This is a genomic window from Vibrio sp. 1727, from assembly GCF_033344415.1.
GTDB classification, from domain to species: Bacteria; Pseudomonadota; Gammaproteobacteria; order Enterobacterales; family Vibrionaceae; genus Vibrio; species Vibrio alginolyticus.
In genome coordinates, this window is record NZ_JAWPOT010000002.1 from 409,652 (window position 1) to 426,134 (window position 16,483).

Annotated in this window: 14 protein-coding genes and 2 tRNA genes; 12 read left to right on the top strand and 4 right to left on the bottom strand. The window is 40.8% G+C overall.

The genetic code is table 11. From position 1 onward, the window contains the following. Positions 1-29: 29 nt before the first annotated feature. Both nirD and nirB read right to left on the bottom strand, forming a co-directional pair. Entirely contained in the window at positions 30-353 is a 324-nt protein-coding gene (gene nirD, locus R8O10_RS04210) for a nitrite reductase small subunit NirD (protein WP_054575426.1), read from the bottom strand. 13 nt (positions 354-366) lie between these two features. Beyond that, a complete protein-coding gene (nirB, locus tag R8O10_RS04215; RefSeq protein WP_318191135.1) occupies positions 367-2,931 on the bottom strand; it encodes a nitrite reductase large subunit NirB in 2,565 nt (854 codons plus the stop codon). A gap of 527 nt (positions 2,932-3,458) precedes the next feature. On the opposite strand from nirB, the gene rnk reads away from it, so the two are divergent. The 5 genes from rnk to R8O10_RS04240 all read left to right on the top strand — a co-directional run bounded on the left by rnk (position 3,459) and on the right by R8O10_RS04240 (position 8,845). After that, a complete protein-coding gene (rnk, locus tag R8O10_RS04220; RefSeq protein WP_005390213.1) occupies positions 3,459-3,866 on the top strand; it encodes a nucleoside diphosphate kinase regulator in 408 nt (135 codons plus the stop codon). 238 nt (positions 3,867-4,104) lie between these two features. Then, complete coding sequence (locus tag R8O10_RS04225; RefSeq protein ID WP_318191139.1) at positions 4,105-5,064, top strand: GGDEF domain-containing protein; 960 nt, start codon at positions 4,105-4,107, stop codon at positions 5,062-5,064. Positions 5,065-5,291: 227 nt separating this feature from the next. Next, entirely contained in the window at positions 5,292-6,278 is a 987-nt protein-coding gene (locus tag R8O10_RS04230) for an ABC transporter substrate-binding protein (RefSeq protein WP_054579963.1), read from the top strand. Between the two features lie 133 nt (positions 6,279-6,411). Next, a complete protein-coding gene (locus R8O10_RS04235) occupies positions 6,412-7,617 on the top strand; it encodes a diguanylate cyclase domain-containing protein (protein WP_318191136.1) in 1,206 nt (401 codons plus the stop codon). A 235-nt stretch (positions 7,618-7,852) separates the two neighbouring features. Continuing rightward, positions 7,853-8,845 (top strand): LLM class flavin-dependent oxidoreductase, encoded by a 993-nt coding sequence (locus R8O10_RS04240; protein WP_005376038.1) that lies wholly within the window; start codon positions 7,853-7,855, stop codon positions 8,843-8,845. A 5-nt stretch (positions 8,846-8,850) separates the two neighbouring features. On the opposite strand, the gene R8O10_RS04245 is transcribed toward R8O10_RS04240, so the two are convergent. Further along, a tRNA-Cys gene (locus R8O10_RS04245) sits at positions 8,851-8,924 on the bottom strand. Positions 8,925-8,960: 36 nt separating this feature from the next. Further along, a tRNA-Leu gene (locus tag R8O10_RS04250) sits at positions 8,961-9,047 on the bottom strand. Between the two features lie 481 nt (positions 9,048-9,528). On the opposite strand from R8O10_RS04250, the gene R8O10_RS04255 reads away from it, so the two are divergent. The 7 genes from R8O10_RS04255 to R8O10_RS04285 all read left to right on the top strand — a co-directional run bounded on the left by R8O10_RS04255 (position 9,529) and on the right by R8O10_RS04285 (position 16,250). Next, positions 9,529-10,035, top strand: coding sequence for a hypothetical protein (locus tag R8O10_RS04255; RefSeq protein WP_225492135.1), 507 nt, complete (start codon positions 9,529-9,531; stop codon positions 10,033-10,035). 77 nt (positions 10,036-10,112) lie between these two features. After that, positions 10,113-10,613 carry a hypothetical protein gene (locus R8O10_RS04260; RefSeq protein ID WP_169644000.1) on the top strand — a complete coding sequence of 167 codons (501 nt, stop codon included), beginning with the start codon at positions 10,113-10,115 and terminating at the stop codon, positions 10,611-10,613. 75 nt (positions 10,614-10,688) lie between these two features. Further along, positions 10,689-11,396: a molecular chaperone gene (locus tag R8O10_RS04265; protein ID WP_169643998.1), complete on the top strand. Its 708-nt coding sequence runs from the start codon at positions 10,689-10,691 to the stop codon at positions 11,394-11,396. A 2-nt stretch (positions 11,397-11,398) separates the two neighbouring features. Next, a complete protein-coding gene (locus R8O10_RS04270; protein ID WP_169643996.1) occupies positions 11,399-12,094 on the top strand; it encodes a fimbria/pilus periplasmic chaperone in 696 nt (231 codons plus the stop codon). 91 nt (positions 12,095-12,185) lie between these two features. Beyond that, positions 12,186-14,570 carry a fimbria/pilus outer membrane usher protein gene (locus R8O10_RS04275; protein WP_169644015.1) on the top strand — a complete coding sequence of 795 codons (2,385 nt, stop codon included), beginning with the start codon at positions 12,186-12,188 and terminating at the stop codon, positions 14,568-14,570. Continuing rightward, complete coding sequence (locus R8O10_RS04280) at positions 14,560-15,441, top strand: hypothetical protein (protein WP_169643994.1); 882 nt, start codon at positions 14,560-14,562, stop codon at positions 15,439-15,441. Before R8O10_RS04275 ends, R8O10_RS04280 begins: the two co-directional genes overlap by 11 nt. 107 nt (positions 15,442-15,548) lie before the next feature. After that, positions 15,549-16,250: a response regulator transcription factor gene (locus R8O10_RS04285; protein WP_169643992.1), complete on the top strand. Its 702-nt coding sequence runs from the start codon at positions 15,549-15,551 to the stop codon at positions 16,248-16,250. Positions 16,251-16,483 lie beyond the last annotated feature (233 nt).

Sequence of the window (16,483 nt, forward strand, 5' to 3'; positions counted from 1 at the left end):
CCCCTAAGAGGAGGGAATGAAAACCAAGCTTACGCAGAGATTTCTACTTCGCCGTTGGTTACACGCGTTTTGTACGCTTTCACGCTAAAACGCTCGTCTTCCATGCACGCACCTGTTGTCAGGTTAAAGCGTTGCTTCTTAAGTGGGCTAGCCACCCAAAGCTCGCCTTGGTGCTCACAGATCAAACCGCGAGAAAGCACGTTTGATTGGAAGAACGGGTCTGTGTTGCTGATCGCCAGCACTTCTTCTGCTTGTGTTGGGCGAAATACCGCAACTTGCTGACCATTAACCAAAGCACAAACACCCGTGCCCGGTACGATGTCGCTGATTTGGCAAATCTTTTCAAATGACATAATCAAACTTCCCTTATGCTTCAGTGATCGCTACGTGTAGGATGTCGCCTTTCGCTTCAGGGTGTTTTTCCGTGAAGGTTGCTGGGCGGTGCTGTTCGCGCTCTTGTACAAACACGACGTTTTCATCGCGCTTGTCAGAGTTGATGAAGTGCGCGAAACGAGTCAGTTGTGATTCGTCGTTGATGGTCGCAGTCCACTCACACTCGTACTCGTCTACAAGCTTCGCTACGTCAGCTTCTAGTTGAGTGTTGATGCCAAGTTTGTCTTCAACAATCACTTCGCGTAGGTAGTCAACGCCACCTTCCATGTTTTCCATCCAAACTGATGTGCGTTGTAGTGGCGCAGCAGTACGGATGTAGAACATCATGAAGCAGTCGATGTACTTGATTAGCGTTTCTTTATCTAGGTCACTTGCAAGTAGGTCTGCGTGACGAGGTTTCATACCACCGTTACCACATACGTACATGTTCCAACCTGCGTCAGTCGCGATAATACCAAGGTCTTTACCTTGTGCTTCCGCACACTCACGAGTACAGCCAGAAACACCGAACTTCATCTTATGAGGTGTACGAATGCCTTTGTAACGGTTCTCGATGTAAGAACCTAGACCAACAGAGTCTTGAACACCGTAACGACACCAAGTAGAGCCCACACATGTCTTGGCCATACGAAGTGCTTTTGCGTACGCTTGACCTGTTTCGAAGCCAGCATCGATAAGCTTGCGCCAGATCTCTGGAAGATCGTCTTTTTGAGCACCGAACAGACCAATACGTTGAGCACCGGTTACTTTGGTGTATAGGTTGTATTCTGCAGCAACGTTCGCTAGCGCACCCAATGCTTGAGGTGTTACTTCACCACCCGCCATACGTGGGATAACAGAGTAAGTACCGTCTTTTTGGATGTTACCTAGGAAGTTATCGTTCGTGTCGTGCAGCTTAACCAGTTGTGGCTTAAGGATGTGCTCACCCCAGCAAGAAGCCAAGATAGAACCAGCCAGTGGTTTACAAACTTCACAGCCGTAACCTTTACCGTATTTCTCTAGAAGCTCATCAAACGTTTTGATCTCTTCAATACGGATTAGGTGGAACAGCTCTTGGCGTGAGTATGCAAAGTGCTCACACACGTCGTTCTTCACTTCGATACCAGATTTAGCAAGCTCAGCATTTAGAACAGACGTCACTAGGGGAATACAACCACCACAGCCTGTACCCGCGCCCGTCACGGCTTTGATGTCGCCCAATGTGTGGTGACCATCAGCAACCGCTTGTGCGATCTTGCCTTTGGTTACGTCGAAACAAGAGCAGATCACTGCACTTTCTGGTAGAGCATCTGCACCTAGTGCTGGTTTCTCAGCGCCTGCGTGTGCAGGAAGGATCAACGCATCTGGGTGTTCTGGTAGGTCGATTTCGTTCAACATAAGTTGAAGCAGGTCGCCGTAGTCAGACGTATCGCCAACCATAACCGCGCCAAGCAGTTTCTTGTTGTCTTTAGAAACGATAAGACGTTTGTAAACTTCTTGTTCTTCGTTCTGGTAAACGTAACTCTTACAACCTTCAGTACGACCGTTCGCGTCACCGATTGAACCTACTTTTACACCTAGAAGTTTCAGCTTCGCAGACATGTCAGCGCCTTCGAATTTGCTTTCTGTGTTACCTAGTAGGTGATCAACGGCAACTGTCGCCATCTTGTAGCCAGGAGCAACAAGGCCGTAGAACATTTCGTTCCAAGACGCACACTCACCAATCGCGTAGATGTTCTCATCAGAAGTCTGACAATGATCGTTGATAGCAACACCGCCACGAGGTGCCACTTCTAGCTCCATTTGGCGTGCTAGTTTGTCTTGTGGACGAATACCTGCAGAGAATACGATGAAGTCTGTTTCTAGTTCTGAACCGTCAGCAAAACGCATAACGTTGCGTGCGTTTGTGCCTTCTGGCGCAATCTCAAGCGTATTTTTGCTGGTGTGAACGTTCACGCCCATACGCTCGATCTTTTGACGAAGCTGGTTACCACCAGCCAGGTCAAGTTGCTCAGCCATTAGTTTTGGCGCGAACTCAACAACGTGCGTTTCTACACCCAGTGCTTTCAGTGCGCCTGCTGCTTCAAGGCCTAGCAGACCACCACCGACAACAACGCCTGATTTGCTCTTCTTCGCACACGCTTCGATCGCTTTAAGATCTTCGATAGTACGGTAAACAAAACAGTCTTTGCTTTCGTGACCTTTGATAGGTGGAACAAATGGGAATGAGCCAGTAGCAAGAATCAGCTTGTCGTATTGAACTTCACGGCCAGTGCTTGAGTAAACAATGCGGTTTTCACGGTTGATGTTAATCGCGCGTTCGCCGATCAGCATGTTAATACCGTGTTTCTCGTAGAAGCCTTCTTTTACTAAAGAAAGTTCATCTGCAGTATGGTGAGAAAAGTAAGAGGAAAGGTGCACACGGTCGTATGCGACACGAGGTTCTTCACAGAAAACCGTAATGTCTATATTAGACATATCAGCTTTCTCGACTAAGTCTTCAATATAACGGTGCCCTACCATACCGTTACCGATGACTACTAGCTTCAACTTGCTCATTATAATTCCTAAGGGTTAGGTTCTTATCACTGAGCTCATTGTTAATTGTGAAAGAAAATTAATACATGATGTAAATCAATTACAATTTCAAACTACCCTAAAGGGGTAGATGAACGTATTTATCTGACTATTGCGAAATAAAAAGTAATTTATTAACGGATATTGGTAGTTTTAACAAACTGAGATAACCGAAGCCATGCTAGCAACGGACTATACCGTTTTGCTTTTATGAAGTTAGGCTGACCATCGAAACCGAGCACACCTACGATAAATCCTGCTTTGCTTCTAAACGACGCACTCACTTGACTTCACCGTTTCAAGGTGATCAGAGAACAATATCTGAAGTGATTGAAAGATTTAGAAAAATCAAGCTTCACAACAAAAATTTTTTACTAGCTAAGTCGCACTATAAAGACTAAAATCAGGTTTAGTTCATATGGAATAGCGTCCATATGATTGATACCGTAATTGACATATAGAGTGCCGTCCCATTTTTGTGAGGCGGCCTTTTATTTGGGAGTCATAAAATGTCAGAAAACAATTCTATCTACATCTCAAGCTTAGATATGAACCGAATCACGGCTTTGTTGGATAAAATGCCAAACATCGCAGCGGAGCTTGTGGAATTAGAAGCAGAGCTCGACCGAGCAACAGTTCTTGAGCCAGAACAAATGCCAGATAACGTGGTCACGATGAACTCGACTGTAGAGTTTAAATTTTCAGGTGAAGATAGAACCATGACAAAGACACTGGTTTACCCTTCTGAACTGAAAAGCAGTGATGATATCTCTATTTTTGCACCCGTAGGCAGCGCACTGATCGGTTTGTCTGTCGGCCAAAAACTTGACTGGCCAATGCCAAATAATCAAGTGAAGACAATTGAAATTGTCGATATCACATACCAACCTGAGCGTTGTGGTGCACTAAACCGCTAACCCTCAGTAGTCCCGGTGCAAAGGCCTCCATTTAAGACTTTGCACCAGGAGAGCCCCTCGCTTACCCCCTATTTCCTTCTTTGTTTTCCAAGCATTTACTTTACTGCTCTTAAGTAACATCACCGATTCTTTATTATTTACCGCATATTCAATATTTATATCTCCAAGCTCAATCATAGAAGCTGCAAAGTATTTTTCGTATATTGTCGCTCCGAAAACGACGTAAATTATGCGCAAAATGGAAGAATATCTAACTCGAATTGCCTGCTTAGAAAAAGAAAATGAAGAGCTGAAGCGGAAGAATGCGCGACTACAAGAAAAGTTGAATGCTGCACTCGACAGTAATGGACTGTGTTTGTGGGAGCAGCATATTCCTTTAGGTACTTTGACGATATTCAATATGCAGTGGGGAAAAATGCTAGGTTATCAGCCCCATGAGTTAACCGCGACGGTTGAAACGTGGAAAAACAATCTCCACCCTGAAGATTATGATCTTGCGGTGGGTGCATTTGAAGATCACCTAGCAGGCAAGACCGACCTTTATGAGGTAGTGCATCGCATGATTCATAAAGACGGCAGTGATAGCTGGGTCTACGATCGAGGGCGCATCGTCGAGTATGGTTCTGATGGCGAACCACTACGGATGATGGGTACTCATATCGATATTACAAAAGAAAAGCGTTATGAGCAGCAACTGGCCAAGTTGGCTTCGAGTGATCCATTGACTGGATTGTTAAATAGAAAAGCAATTGAGGAAAACTTTAATCATCAACCTCAAACCGAACCGTCTCAGCAGTCTGCTTTAGTGTTTGTTGATATAGATAATTTTAAAGCAGTTAACGACCAGCTAGGCCATCATACTGGCGACACCCTCCTCATCAATATCGCCAATAGCTTAACAGAGCTTGCGTCAAGCAAGTCTCAAGTTGGACGCATAGGAGGCGATGAATTTGTTATCTTAAACTGGCATTCAAGTCGAGAGGAAATATCCCAACTTTGCAATCAACTCTTAGATTCAATCATTCCAGCGATAAATCAAGACTTACATAAAGTAACGATAGGAATGAGTATCGGTGTTTGTCTCTTTAACAAAGGAAAGCAACCGTTTAATGAAGTGTATCAAAAAGCCGATCACGCAATGTATGAGATAAAGAAAAATGGCAAAAATGGAGTACAATTTTTCAACTTAAAAAGTTGATATCTCTCCATAAATCATCATGTTATGAAATCAGTCATTTGCTACAACTTGAACTAACTCAAGATAAATTCTTTATATCTAAGCCAGTTACCGAAATTACCCCTAGGTACTCATAAATTTGGCACGATACAAATAAATCCCCTCCTCTCCTAGCATCAACCCAATAAGCAACTACACTCATTTAACTGATAGATTAATTACTACTATTATGAAGGGAGTTGTTTTTGATGGATACAAAACAGATTTCTACAGTTATCATAATTTTAGTTCTTTCTGCATTAGTAGTTGCTTATTTAAAATTAACAACGGTATCAAATGCTATCCACAAACCTACAACAATCGGTATATCTAAGACGCCTCTGTCAGCCCCTTTTATCATTGCAGAGCACATAGGTGCGTTTGAAGAAAACGATTTAAACGTCGAACTTATCATGTGCTTTGGAGGGGTCGAATGTTCAAACCTACTTCTAGAAAACCATGTTAATTACGCCACTTTTTCTGAAAGCGTACTGATGTTTAAAAGCTTTGAATACAAAGATTTAGCATTAATCACTTCTTTTGCATCTTCTACGAATGATATTAAGCTGCTAACTAAAAAGCGGTCTGGCATAGAAAGTATAGATAAATTACCAGGAAAAAAGGTTGGTGTAATAAAAAAGAGCGCTAGCGAATATTACTTAGACTTGTTGCTACAGGTAAATGACATTGATTTAGAAAAAGTAGAAAAAATATCATCAACAACGCAGGTTATTATAAATCATTTAATGCAAGGAAACGTCGATGCAATATCTACTTGGGAGCCATACGGATTTATGGCCAAGAATAGAATAAATGAAGAAGTAAAGAACATAGGAATTATTGGCGTGTATAAACTTTACTTTTTGCTTGTATCAAAAGAAATACACATTGAAAAATCAGATCAAGAAGTAATGAAAATAATAAAGTCACTTCATCACTCAATTAACTGGATGGATAAAAACCCTCATTTAACAATGAAAATACTATCACAAAAACTTAACATAACAGTTGAAGAAATATCTTGGAGTTGGGATGATTATAACTTTCGATTAAATTTAACGAATTCTTTATTATTTACATTACAATCAGAAGCTAATTGGGCATTAAAACAAAACTATGTAGAAGGACAGATTCCAAATTACAGAAAAATATTTAAAGAAAACTATATCAATTCATATTTTGATGGTCTAGATTAAAATGCATCGTTCGTTAAACCACTATTTAGCATCACTATTCAGTCTAAGCGTAATACTATGTATCAGCGTTATAGTATACATAAGCTTCATAAAAATAGAAGATTATAAAGCCAAGAAACAATTAAACCAAATAATGGACATACAAATATCATTAGAGTCATTAAGTAGTTATCTTTGGGCTTACACTCAAAATAGAGGAAAAAACAATTTCACACAATTCATGATTTCTCATAACAAATTAAACGAATTATTATCTCAAAATGAAGATGTTTTATACCTTACTAAAGACCTAAAAAAAATGAATCTCGAACTGTATTTTTTAGTTCAATACGAAAATAATCATTTACTAGACAAAGATCGCCATTATGATTCAGTTGTAAATTATAATAAATCAAATCCTGTCATACAATCCAGAATAAACATTGTATCCCAGGATATGAATAATGAAATAATATATATTTATAAAAAAATACTTAATAATAAGTCTACAAAACTACAAAATTTAAATTATTACACTCAAGCAGGTATTATTTTTATCTCTCTGGTTGTTATGCTATTATGCTTTTATATAAAAATAAAGTTCAAGAGAAGCTTTCAAAGGTTTATAAATGGAATAAAACAATTAAGCAGGTCAAATTTTGACTATAAAATCCCTTCAGAAAATCAATTCACGGAATTTGAAAATCTGTCTTGTTACTTCAATAAAATGGCGGCATTGTTAAACCACACAACAATATCAAAATCAAAACTTAAAGAAGAAGTAGAGAATCAAACTTCAGTTCTAAATCGTCAAAAAGAAAGTTTGGTATTTTTGTCTGAGCACGACTCCTTAACTAATATCTACAATCGTCGAGCAATAGAAAAACATTTGATCCAGCTTACGCGTAATTTCAGAGGCAGTGAGAATAGGTTTAGTTTGTTTTTTATAGATTTAAATTTATTTAAGGATATTAACGATAGCCATGGCCATGAGGCAGGTGATGCAGTGTTAAAATCTGTAGCTAGTAGATTATCAAGTATTATCGACGAATCAGACATGGTAGGCCGCTTTGGTGGAGATGAATTTATTATTATTCATCGTTCACACACAACAGGTACGTCTCTGTCTGCATGTGCACTACGCTATATCCAAGAAATAGAAAAAGTAATTCATTTTAAAGGTAAAGAGTTATGCGTCGGAGCTAGCATTGGTATTGCACTCTATCCTGAGCATGGGTCGAATGTACATGAATTATTAACAGCGGCAGACAAGTCTATGTATCAGTCAAAACGTTCTAAAGCTAGCTCGTTCACTATTGTCGACAACAGCAGTTCGCTGTTAAAGAGGCCTATATTTTAATCTAAAGTAGCTGTGGAAACGTTCTACATGCGAATATTCAACGACATCGACCACTGTGGCCACTTACAGTAATAAAGCCGCTTTTATCACATAGCAAAAGCTAAACTCGTAAGCTAAACGCTCTCCAGGCATTGAAGAAAAATAATCCATTGTGAATGGTTAATCCTCCCCTTTTAAACGTCAACTTTCACCACCATATGATAGTTAAGATTCATTAACAGGCTATAACTATCCTATGTCTTTTCCTCGTTTATCTGTTCTGGATTTGGCACCCGTGTCCGACGGAACAAACTTCACCGAAACGTTCGAACGCTCCGTTGAATTAGCTCAATCAATCGAGTCCTGGGGCTATCATCGGTTTTGGATGGCTGAACACCATAACATGCCCGACATCGCCAGTGCCGCAACCAGTGTATTACTCAGTCATATTGGAGCGCACACGAACTCGATCCGTTTAGGATCAGGTGGAATCATGTTACCTAACCATGCACCACTAGTTATTGCAGAGCAATTCGGAACGTTAGAGGCATTATACCCTGGTCGTATTGACCTCGGATTAGGACGCGCACCAGGCACCGACTACCAAACAATGCATGCATTAAGGCGGGAACCAGAGCATATGGATCCTGACTTTGAAGAGCTGTTGGAGGAACTTAATTTCTTTCTTGGTCCCGTATCTCGAAATCAACCAGTCGCGGCTTATCCAGGTAACAACACATCTCTGCCGATTTGGCTTCTGGGGTCGAGTACATACAGCGCACGTTTAGCAGCTAAGAGAGGCTTACCTTTCGCATTTGCTGCACACTTTGCTCCAGATGCAATGTCTCGTGCTCTAAACTTTTATCGAGATGAGTTTGTCCCATCCGAGCATTTAGCTCAACCCTATGTGATGATTTGTGCCAACGTTATCGTAGCGGATACTCAGTCACATGCAGATTTTCTCGCGACAACAGAGAAGCAAAAATTCTTAAAAATGATTCGCGGCAATCGCGAAAAACTTCGCGCACCAGTGAAAAGTATGGCACCACTATGGTCAGCACAGGAAAAGCTTCACGTTGAAACTCAATTACGTGAATCTATCCATGGTGATCAAACATATGTAAGACAGAAAATTGAGAAACTTTTGGAACGCACTGGGGCAGATGAAATTATGGTAAACACGATGGTGTTTGAACAATCTGAGAAGTTGAGATCCTACAGGTTACTATCGGAACTCATGGACAAGTAAAAGAATGGAGGCGCCTCCCGGAGTCGAACCGAGGTCCACGGATTTGCAATCCGCTGCATAGCCACTCTGCCAAGGCGCCTTTCTGATTTTGTATCTCTGTCACCAAAGATTTTGATGGTGCCCCGGGCCGGACTTGAACCGGCACAGCGCGAACGCCGAGGGATTTTAAATCCCTTGTGTCTACCAATTCCACCACCAGGGCAACGCAATCATGCGATGGGTTAGACACCATCTGTCTCAGCGACCTTTGCCGTGAGAACGAGGCGTACTTTAACGGATTAATTTATCTGGTCAACAAAAAATATTCTATTTATCAACTGACTGGAGATAAATCCACCTATTTGTATAAATTAATACCAGAAATGTCGATTCCTATCCCCTTTTTGTACTAGCAATTCGTTGCCTGAAAACATATCGTAAACGCATACTTCTGCTAGTTTATAAATCAGACATTTACAATAAGTAAAATATTCTTTATTCGCTAACTTTTAACCTCAATAAATACAACTCATTTTATATCAACCTATTGCAAACAAATGGGCTCATTTCTTTTAACTAAACTCATACTATTTCTCCTACTCTCCATTAATAATCAACTTTTTTTACTACTATGCCAAAGTCTGTGCTTTCTATAGTTTGAATTGTTAAACAACGAATGCAATTGAACAGATAGGGGCGAGTAAATGACTAAAATATTTTTTACTCTTCGTAGATTCGTGATAACGCTAACGGTTATGAGCCTATCGATCCCTTTCTATGTCCGTGCGAACACCTTGACCATGGGGTTAGCAGGTCAAATTAAAGATCGTTGTGAGATTACTTTTTTATCAGGCAATGTGATGACCTTTTCTGAGCAGAAGACGCAATCATTGCCCTTCTCACTATATTGCAATCGCCCTTTGGGGATCACCATCAATTCTCAATATGGTGGCCTTAAATATGAACATCAGGGCGTTGAATTAATTGAAAATTACGAATTATCGTTGCAAGTCGATGAGCTTCGATTAAATGAAAGTCGACTTAGTAGACAATTGCTTTCGCCCGCAATGATAGACAGCTCTGGTGTTATTCCTTTTACTCAACGAGGAGTACTTAGGGTAACGCTCGAAAATAACTTGCTTTATGCGGGTTATTATCATGACGTTATTGAAATTGAAGTATACCCTTCAATTCATAGCGTAACAAAGTAGGAACTCTGCAAATAACTGCAGAGCAATATACGCTCAGCCGTAATTGAGCCAACAATCAAAAGTGAAAGGAATTTCTTATGAAAAAGCTAACACTCTGTGCAGCTGCTGTAACCGCTATTTTTGGTGCTAACGCTTACGCCGCTCCAGGTGACGTTCAGTTAGTTGGTTATGTATCACCTGTTTGTGAAGTGACTGGCCTTGCCACACAGTTAATTGACTTTGGTAACGTCTCAACAATTCAAAGCGTTAGTGTAGGTGGTCTGGAATTGAAATGTAATGATGCAGATGGTGCGACCGTTACCATGACCAGTGCGGAAGGTGGTTTGGAGTCGGATGATAATGAAGACTTTGCTCTAAAATATGACGCAACATTTAACCCTGCTGGCGGTTTAGCATCCTTTACATTGAACGCACCGGGTGGCCCTGGTCTAAACGATGTTTCAGCTTCTCAATCTTATGGTGGTTCAGGCAATTTGGCTACTGGTGTAGGTGCATCAATTGACATTGTTACTACCGAGACATCTCCTTGGGCTGGTGGCTACTCTGACACATTAACTGTGAATATCACCTCAAACTAAACGTACAGAATGAGGGGGCGTATTTCGCCTCCTCCTTTATTGTCATGTAAGATTTTTTTGATGGAGCTCACTGCTATGATTCGTTGGTTCACATTTTTCTTTTTGTCGTTTACGTGTATGTTCGCACATGCTTTTAAAGTAGAACCGATGTCTGCCGAGATGGCACCATTAGGGAAACGTGCTCAAATGACGATGCGGGTGGAGAATACCTCTACTGTGCCATTGACGGTAGAACTACAACCCTATTTCATGACCATGGATGAATATGGTAACGAGACCATTGTGCCTGCGGATGAAGAATTATTGGTCATACCCGTCACTGCCATTATAGAACCAGGCCGGGCACAATCAGTTATGATTCGTTACTTAGGCGATCCATCCATCACTGAATCTAAAGCGTATCGGGTTGCGGTTAAACAAGTTAAAGTGGAACGAGCCAGCAGCAATCAAGGCCAAGTGAGTTTACTTCTTCGATTCAACACGCTCATCAATGTTCGTCCGCAAAACACCTCGCCCCAGTTTTCCGTCACAAGTATAAAACAAAACGACAAAGACAATTGGGTTCTAGATGTGCTGAATAGCGGCAACAGTTACGGACGATTAACCAACACGACGTGGAAAGTATCCGATGGCACTCAATCTACTTATTTAAAAGGAAATGAAATTTCACAACGTATCTCAGGGACGTTAGTATTGCCCCACTCCAAACGTTCTTTTGAAATGTTGCCACTCGAGAACTTCAACATTCGTACACTATCAATTGATATTGAACAGGAGGAGTAACGATGCAATGGCGTTTATTAGCCGGAGTGATAGTGTGCTTTATATATACTCAAGCGTTTGGAATTACACTCTCCCCCACGGTCATTGAGCTAAATACGGATCATCAACTAACTTCGCAGTTGGTAGTTTCCAACAACTCAACCAAAACGCTCGCACTTGAAGCCAACGTTCGACGTTTGACATTTGCGCCTAATGGTACGTTTGAAACGTCTACGTCTAGCTCACCAAATGAAGACATTTTGGTGTTTCCGCCCGCAGCAATGCTCGCGCCCGGAAAGCGTCAAACATTTAGAATACAATGGCTAAGTAAAGTGCCTCTCGAAATGTCGCAAAGTTACTTTATCCGCTTTAGCACCGCCGATATAAATCGAAGCAGTACTCAAGTTGAAAAGGTGAATGGTTTGTCTACTGGGATTAATCTACAGATCCACTACAATGCACTGTTACACGTTCACTCGTCTTCTCTTCAACCGGACATAAAGTTACATATTGGTGAACATGGTAGTTTAACGCTCACTAACACCGGGAATCGATTTACCTTCACTTCATTACTCAGGTTCGACAACCTTCCTGATGATATTAATCAGACCGTGCATAAGGCGCTGGGTGAGCAGTTTGTTCCGCCTCATTCTACTATTACTGTACATTCTTCTTCGATTCAATTACCCGTTGGCATATATCATGGTTATGAAAACTGACATTTTTAAGATCATGCGCACGTTGGTTACGCCCACTTTCATGTGCTGCTTGGTTCTATTCATAATAAATTCTGCTGCCCACAGCCAAGAAATGGTGCTTAATCCAACTGGCCGAGATATTAAACTCACCTCTTTACTAAGGGTCAGTGATACTATATTAGGTGAAGCAGACATCACCATTACGGCAGACAACCAAATTTTATTACCCAAAGAGGACACCCTGTCTCTCCTAACGTCAGTTGTGACACAAGAGGTAATAAATGCGCTTAAAGAATCCAGTGGTGATGACATATTGTCTCAACAGCACTTCGCACAAACAGGGGTAAGTTTAACCTTTGATTTTGCTTCATTAGAATGTGTCTTGACAATCCCACCACAGTCCAGCCTGACACAGAATTTATCTATGAGCGAAGCGGGAAATTTATATAATTATGCGAAGCCAAGCCTTTTGAGTGGCTATGTGAATGTGTCGCTTTCCGCCAATGAAAGTCAATTTGTCGACGAAGACTCTGCTCGAGAAAGCCTATATCGCAGTCGATTCGACTCAGCATTCAATCTAAGCATGCTTAATTTTGAATATGAATCCTTTATAGAAAATGGTTCTCTAACCGGTTCAAGCTACATTAGAGAAGGCACACGCCTTAATATCGATTACCCCCAACAAGGTACTCGAGTAGTAATAGGCGATATGTACAACAGTGGTCAAGCTTTTCAAGATGGAACAGACATTTTGGGAGTTGGCGTGACGCGTGACTTCACTCTTATACCCACCAAAAATGTACGCCCTCGTGCAAGTCAATCATTCACACTCCAGCGCACGTCTAATGTCGATGTGTATATCGATGGCATCCCTGTACAAAGATTAACCCTTGGTGCGGGCAGTTATAATCTCAGTGATATTCCACTAGCACAAGGAAACAATGATATTGAGCTCGTTATTACTGATCGTTCAGGAAATGAAGAACGCATTGAATTTTCGATTGCGACCGGTAATGATTTATTAAACAGTGGCGAATTCGAATACAGTATCATGTATGGCGTTCCATCAGAAATCCAAAATAAACAATTAGAATACCTCACGGATGAACGTATTTTTCACGGTTATCTCGATGTTGGTGTCTCACCTTGGTTAACCTTAGGAGTTAATTCTCAAGTGCGTGAAAACCTATACCAATATGGTGCTAGCGCACTTTTCGCTTCTAAACTAGGCATTACTGAATTAAACGCTTCACACAGTGATCATCCGATTTATGGTCGCGGTGACGCTTATAAAGTAGCATTCGATGCCGAATTTTCTAAATCAAACTCACTAGAGCCACAGTTAAGCCTCAGTTATGAATATTTAAGCAATAGCTTCAGTGGAATATCGGCATATGAAGCATCAAGCAGTGATATTAATTTAACGACTCATTATGCTAGTGCTTTTGGATCCATCTATCTTTCACGTTCATTACGCGCGGCTGTTACTCTAAATTATCGAGCTGGCGTTGATAAAAAAAACGACTATTGGATTGTAAGCCCCAGCCTATCTGCAAGATTATTCGATACACCCGCCACGTGGAGCGCTCGTGTTAATTATAAGAATAACGAGAGGGGGAGCGATGACATTAGCACGACTCTCACCTTAAGTTGGCCACTCAGCAAACAAACACGTGTCGTTGGTCGTTATTCAACAGAACTCAATGAAAGTGCCTTAGATTATAGTTATCAAAATAATATTGGAAGCACTGGCGGCGTTTCTGCATTTGCCAGTGCCATTAATAACAAAGAGACTGACGCGGATGTTAATCTTGGGGTTAACTATACGGCAAACCGCTATGAATTAAGCGCGAGTCACACCTCTCGCCTTGAGAGCATCAGTGATAATACGAGAAATCATAGCACCGATCTTAAGCTTAGTAGTGCGGTGGCATTTGCAGGGTCATCAGTGACAATAGGAAGACCCGTTAGAGAAGCGTTTGCCATCATTAATAAACATGAAAGCCTTGCAGAGAACGACATTGCCATCGACCCTACCCGAGACGGTAAGCAAGCACGCGTCTATCTCTATGAAGACTCTTCTGCGTTGGTTCCTGACCTTGTGGCCTATAGCAGCCAAGTGATCGGATACGACGTGGAAAACTTACCACCCGGTTACGATCTCGGAGAAGGCGCTTTTTGGGTTAAACCTGGCTATAAAAAAGGATTCCAACTGCAAATTGGTTCTGATGCGGTATTAACCGTCATTGGTAAACTGTTCGATCGTCAAAGTAACAGCCCTATTTCACTTGTTGCGGGCTTTGCGCAGTACCTTGGTAAAACACAGCAACAACCAATTGAATTCTTTACAAACCGTAGTGGTGTTTTTGCGATTTCTGGATTAAAACCGGGGCAATACAAACTCGTTCTTGACACTAAAGAACAAGAGTCAGTAGTTATTAATCTTAGTGAACGAAGTGACACCTTGATCAGATTAGGAGAGTTATATGTCGATTAAACAACTAAAGCGGAGCGCGTTGTTCTTGCTACCATTGGCTAATATACCTTCTGTTTGGGCTTGTGAAGCTAACTCTCTGTCTATCCAACCAGTATCAACACAAGCAAAATACGATGTCTTCAATAACAGCAGTTTTGCAACAACCAATACCTATCGTGTGAGTGCAAATATTATTGGTGAGGGCTGCAAACTGAACTTAGTTTTACAGCTTGACGATACAAGTAAATCATTGAAAAGTAGCCGTCAAGATTCGCTCTTTTTCGAGTGGAGTGGGCAATCAGGTAACACAATAGCTAATCAATGGCGCTTTACTTTGACCGAGAACCAACCTGCTGCAACCGTACAAATGCGCTTTCCCGCTAAACAATGGTTAACGTCAGGGATCTATCGAGGCGTATTAGAAGTTGCTACGTCATATGCACAAATAGACGGCAAAATAGAAATAAGTCCTACTTTGCTTCCTGTCACTGTGGATGTACCACCAGCAGCGAAAATTCATTTTTACGGATTATCACAACCACATTATGACCTTGACTTAGGAACGTTACACTCAAACAAAGTAATCAATTCATCGCCTAACCTATGGGTTCAAAGTAACTCTGCCTATGCGGTTGTTTTGGAGTCATCAAATCATGGTGCATTACGCCACGAATCACATGAACCCAAGTGGGATATTCCCTATCAAATTATCTTCGACAACGACTACGTCAATCTTACACAATTTAGTGTACGTATCCCACGTCACGCTGCTACGACTGGTCAACCTATTCCTCTGATCTTTGTTATTGGTAACGCAGAAGAAAAACCTGGAGGTCAATACGAAGACACATTGCAGATATCAATCGAACCTAATTTATCCCAACAGCCATAAAGCGATACATATATCAAAATATGAATACCACATTGGCAAACTTCCGCGTTGTTACCTAGAATTGACTAATCTATAAGTGAGCACAATAAAAAACGGAAATTATAACTATGAGTTATGTAGAACAAGAACATAATTGTAATCGGGCTATAAAGCATATACTTTTGATAGGCGATGACGGGATTAGCAACCAATTTATAATACAAGAAATAAACAAAAGTGGCTATTTTTCTTTTGAAAGAAAATGCTTACAAGAAATTAATAAATCTACTAAGACCATCAGCTCTGATCTCGTTCTTATTAGTTATCTAACCTTAGAAAAGGTTATCGATATCCAAGTAACGTTATCACAGGTATTATCCAATAAATGGATAATTTATGATTTTCCTAAAGAAATTGGAGAAATGATAGTAGCAGAAACACAATTAATGTATCTCATAGATTTGAAAGGGATTATCTACCAGGATGCACCTATAGAGCACTTTACGCGTTGTTTAAAAAGCGTAATTGATGGTGATCTGTGGCTGCCAAGAAAAGTAATGACAGAGATGATAACCGACATTCGTCCTTATGCACTACAGCTGCAAGCGAAACAGACTCATTTAACCAAGAGAGAGATTCAAATATTTAAACTTGTCATCAAAGGCGCATCCAATCGTGAGATATCTGAAGATTTATTTATCGCTGAATGTACCGTTAAAACACATGTTTACAACATATATAAAAAATTAAAAGTAAATAACCGTAAGGAAGCCATTCAAAAGGCAAGCTTTATTTATGATAAAATTTTATTTACCCAGTATCATCACTAACCTTTTCATTGCTTGCAAACTAAATTCACGGTGAAAACATCTAATTCATCTATCAGTTCTTTGATAGTAACTATTCACCCGCGAGCTGGCTTTGTTGCTTAAATCGATGGAACTAAATCAAGAAGCTACGATCTGATCGGCTACACCCATTAATCATCGTAGCCTCATGCCTAAACCTCGTTACAAAACAACTAACTGGACGCAGTACAACAAAGCCTTAATAAACCGTGGTT

What these genes read in the sequence shown, in the direction of transcription:
- R8O10_RS04275 (WP_169644015.1), top strand. Translation starts at nt 12,186, where the DNA reads ATGGTGCTTAATCCAACTGGCCGAGATATTAAACTCACCTCTTTACTA.
- R8O10_RS04265 (WP_169643998.1), top strand. Translation starts at nt 10,689, where the DNA reads ATGATTCGTTGGTTCACATTTTTCTTTTTGTCGTTTACGTGTATGTTC.
- nirB (WP_318191135.1), bottom strand. Translation starts at nt 2,931, where the DNA reads ATGAGCAAGTTGAAGCTAGTAGTCATCGGTAACGGTATGGTAGGGCAC.
- R8O10_RS04255 (WP_225492135.1), top strand. Translation starts at nt 9,529, where the DNA reads ATGACTAAAATATTTTTTACTCTTCGTAGATTCGTGATAACGCTAACG.
- R8O10_RS04235 (WP_318191136.1), top strand. Translation starts at nt 6,412, where the DNA reads ATGGACATACAAATATCATTAGAGTCATTAAGTAGTTATCTTTGGGCT.
- R8O10_RS04270 (WP_169643996.1), top strand. Translation starts at nt 11,399, where the DNA reads ATGCAATGGCGTTTATTAGCCGGAGTGATAGTGTGCTTTATATATACT.
- R8O10_RS04230 (WP_054579963.1), top strand. Translation starts at nt 5,292, where the DNA reads ATGGATACAAAACAGATTTCTACAGTTATCATAATTTTAGTTCTTTCT.
- nirD (WP_054575426.1), bottom strand. Translation starts at nt 353, where the DNA reads ATGTCATTTGAAAAGATTTGCCAAATCAGCGACATCGTACCGGGCACG.
- R8O10_RS04240 (WP_005376038.1), top strand. Translation starts at nt 7,853, where the DNA reads ATGTCTTTTCCTCGTTTATCTGTTCTGGATTTGGCACCCGTGTCCGAC.
- R8O10_RS04225 (WP_318191139.1), top strand. Translation starts at nt 4,105, where the DNA reads ATGGAAGAATATCTAACTCGAATTGCCTGCTTAGAAAAAGAAAATGAA.
- R8O10_RS04280 (WP_169643994.1), top strand. Translation starts at nt 14,560, where the DNA reads ATGTCGATTAAACAACTAAAGCGGAGCGCGTTGTTCTTGCTACCATTG.
- R8O10_RS04285 (WP_169643992.1), top strand. Translation starts at nt 15,549, where the DNA reads ATGAGTTATGTAGAACAAGAACATAATTGTAATCGGGCTATAAAGCAT.
- R8O10_RS04260 (WP_169644000.1), top strand. Translation starts at nt 10,113, where the DNA reads ATGAAAAAGCTAACACTCTGTGCAGCTGCTGTAACCGCTATTTTTGGT.
- rnk (WP_005390213.1), top strand. Translation starts at nt 3,459, where the DNA reads ATGTCAGAAAACAATTCTATCTACATCTCAAGCTTAGATATGAACCGA.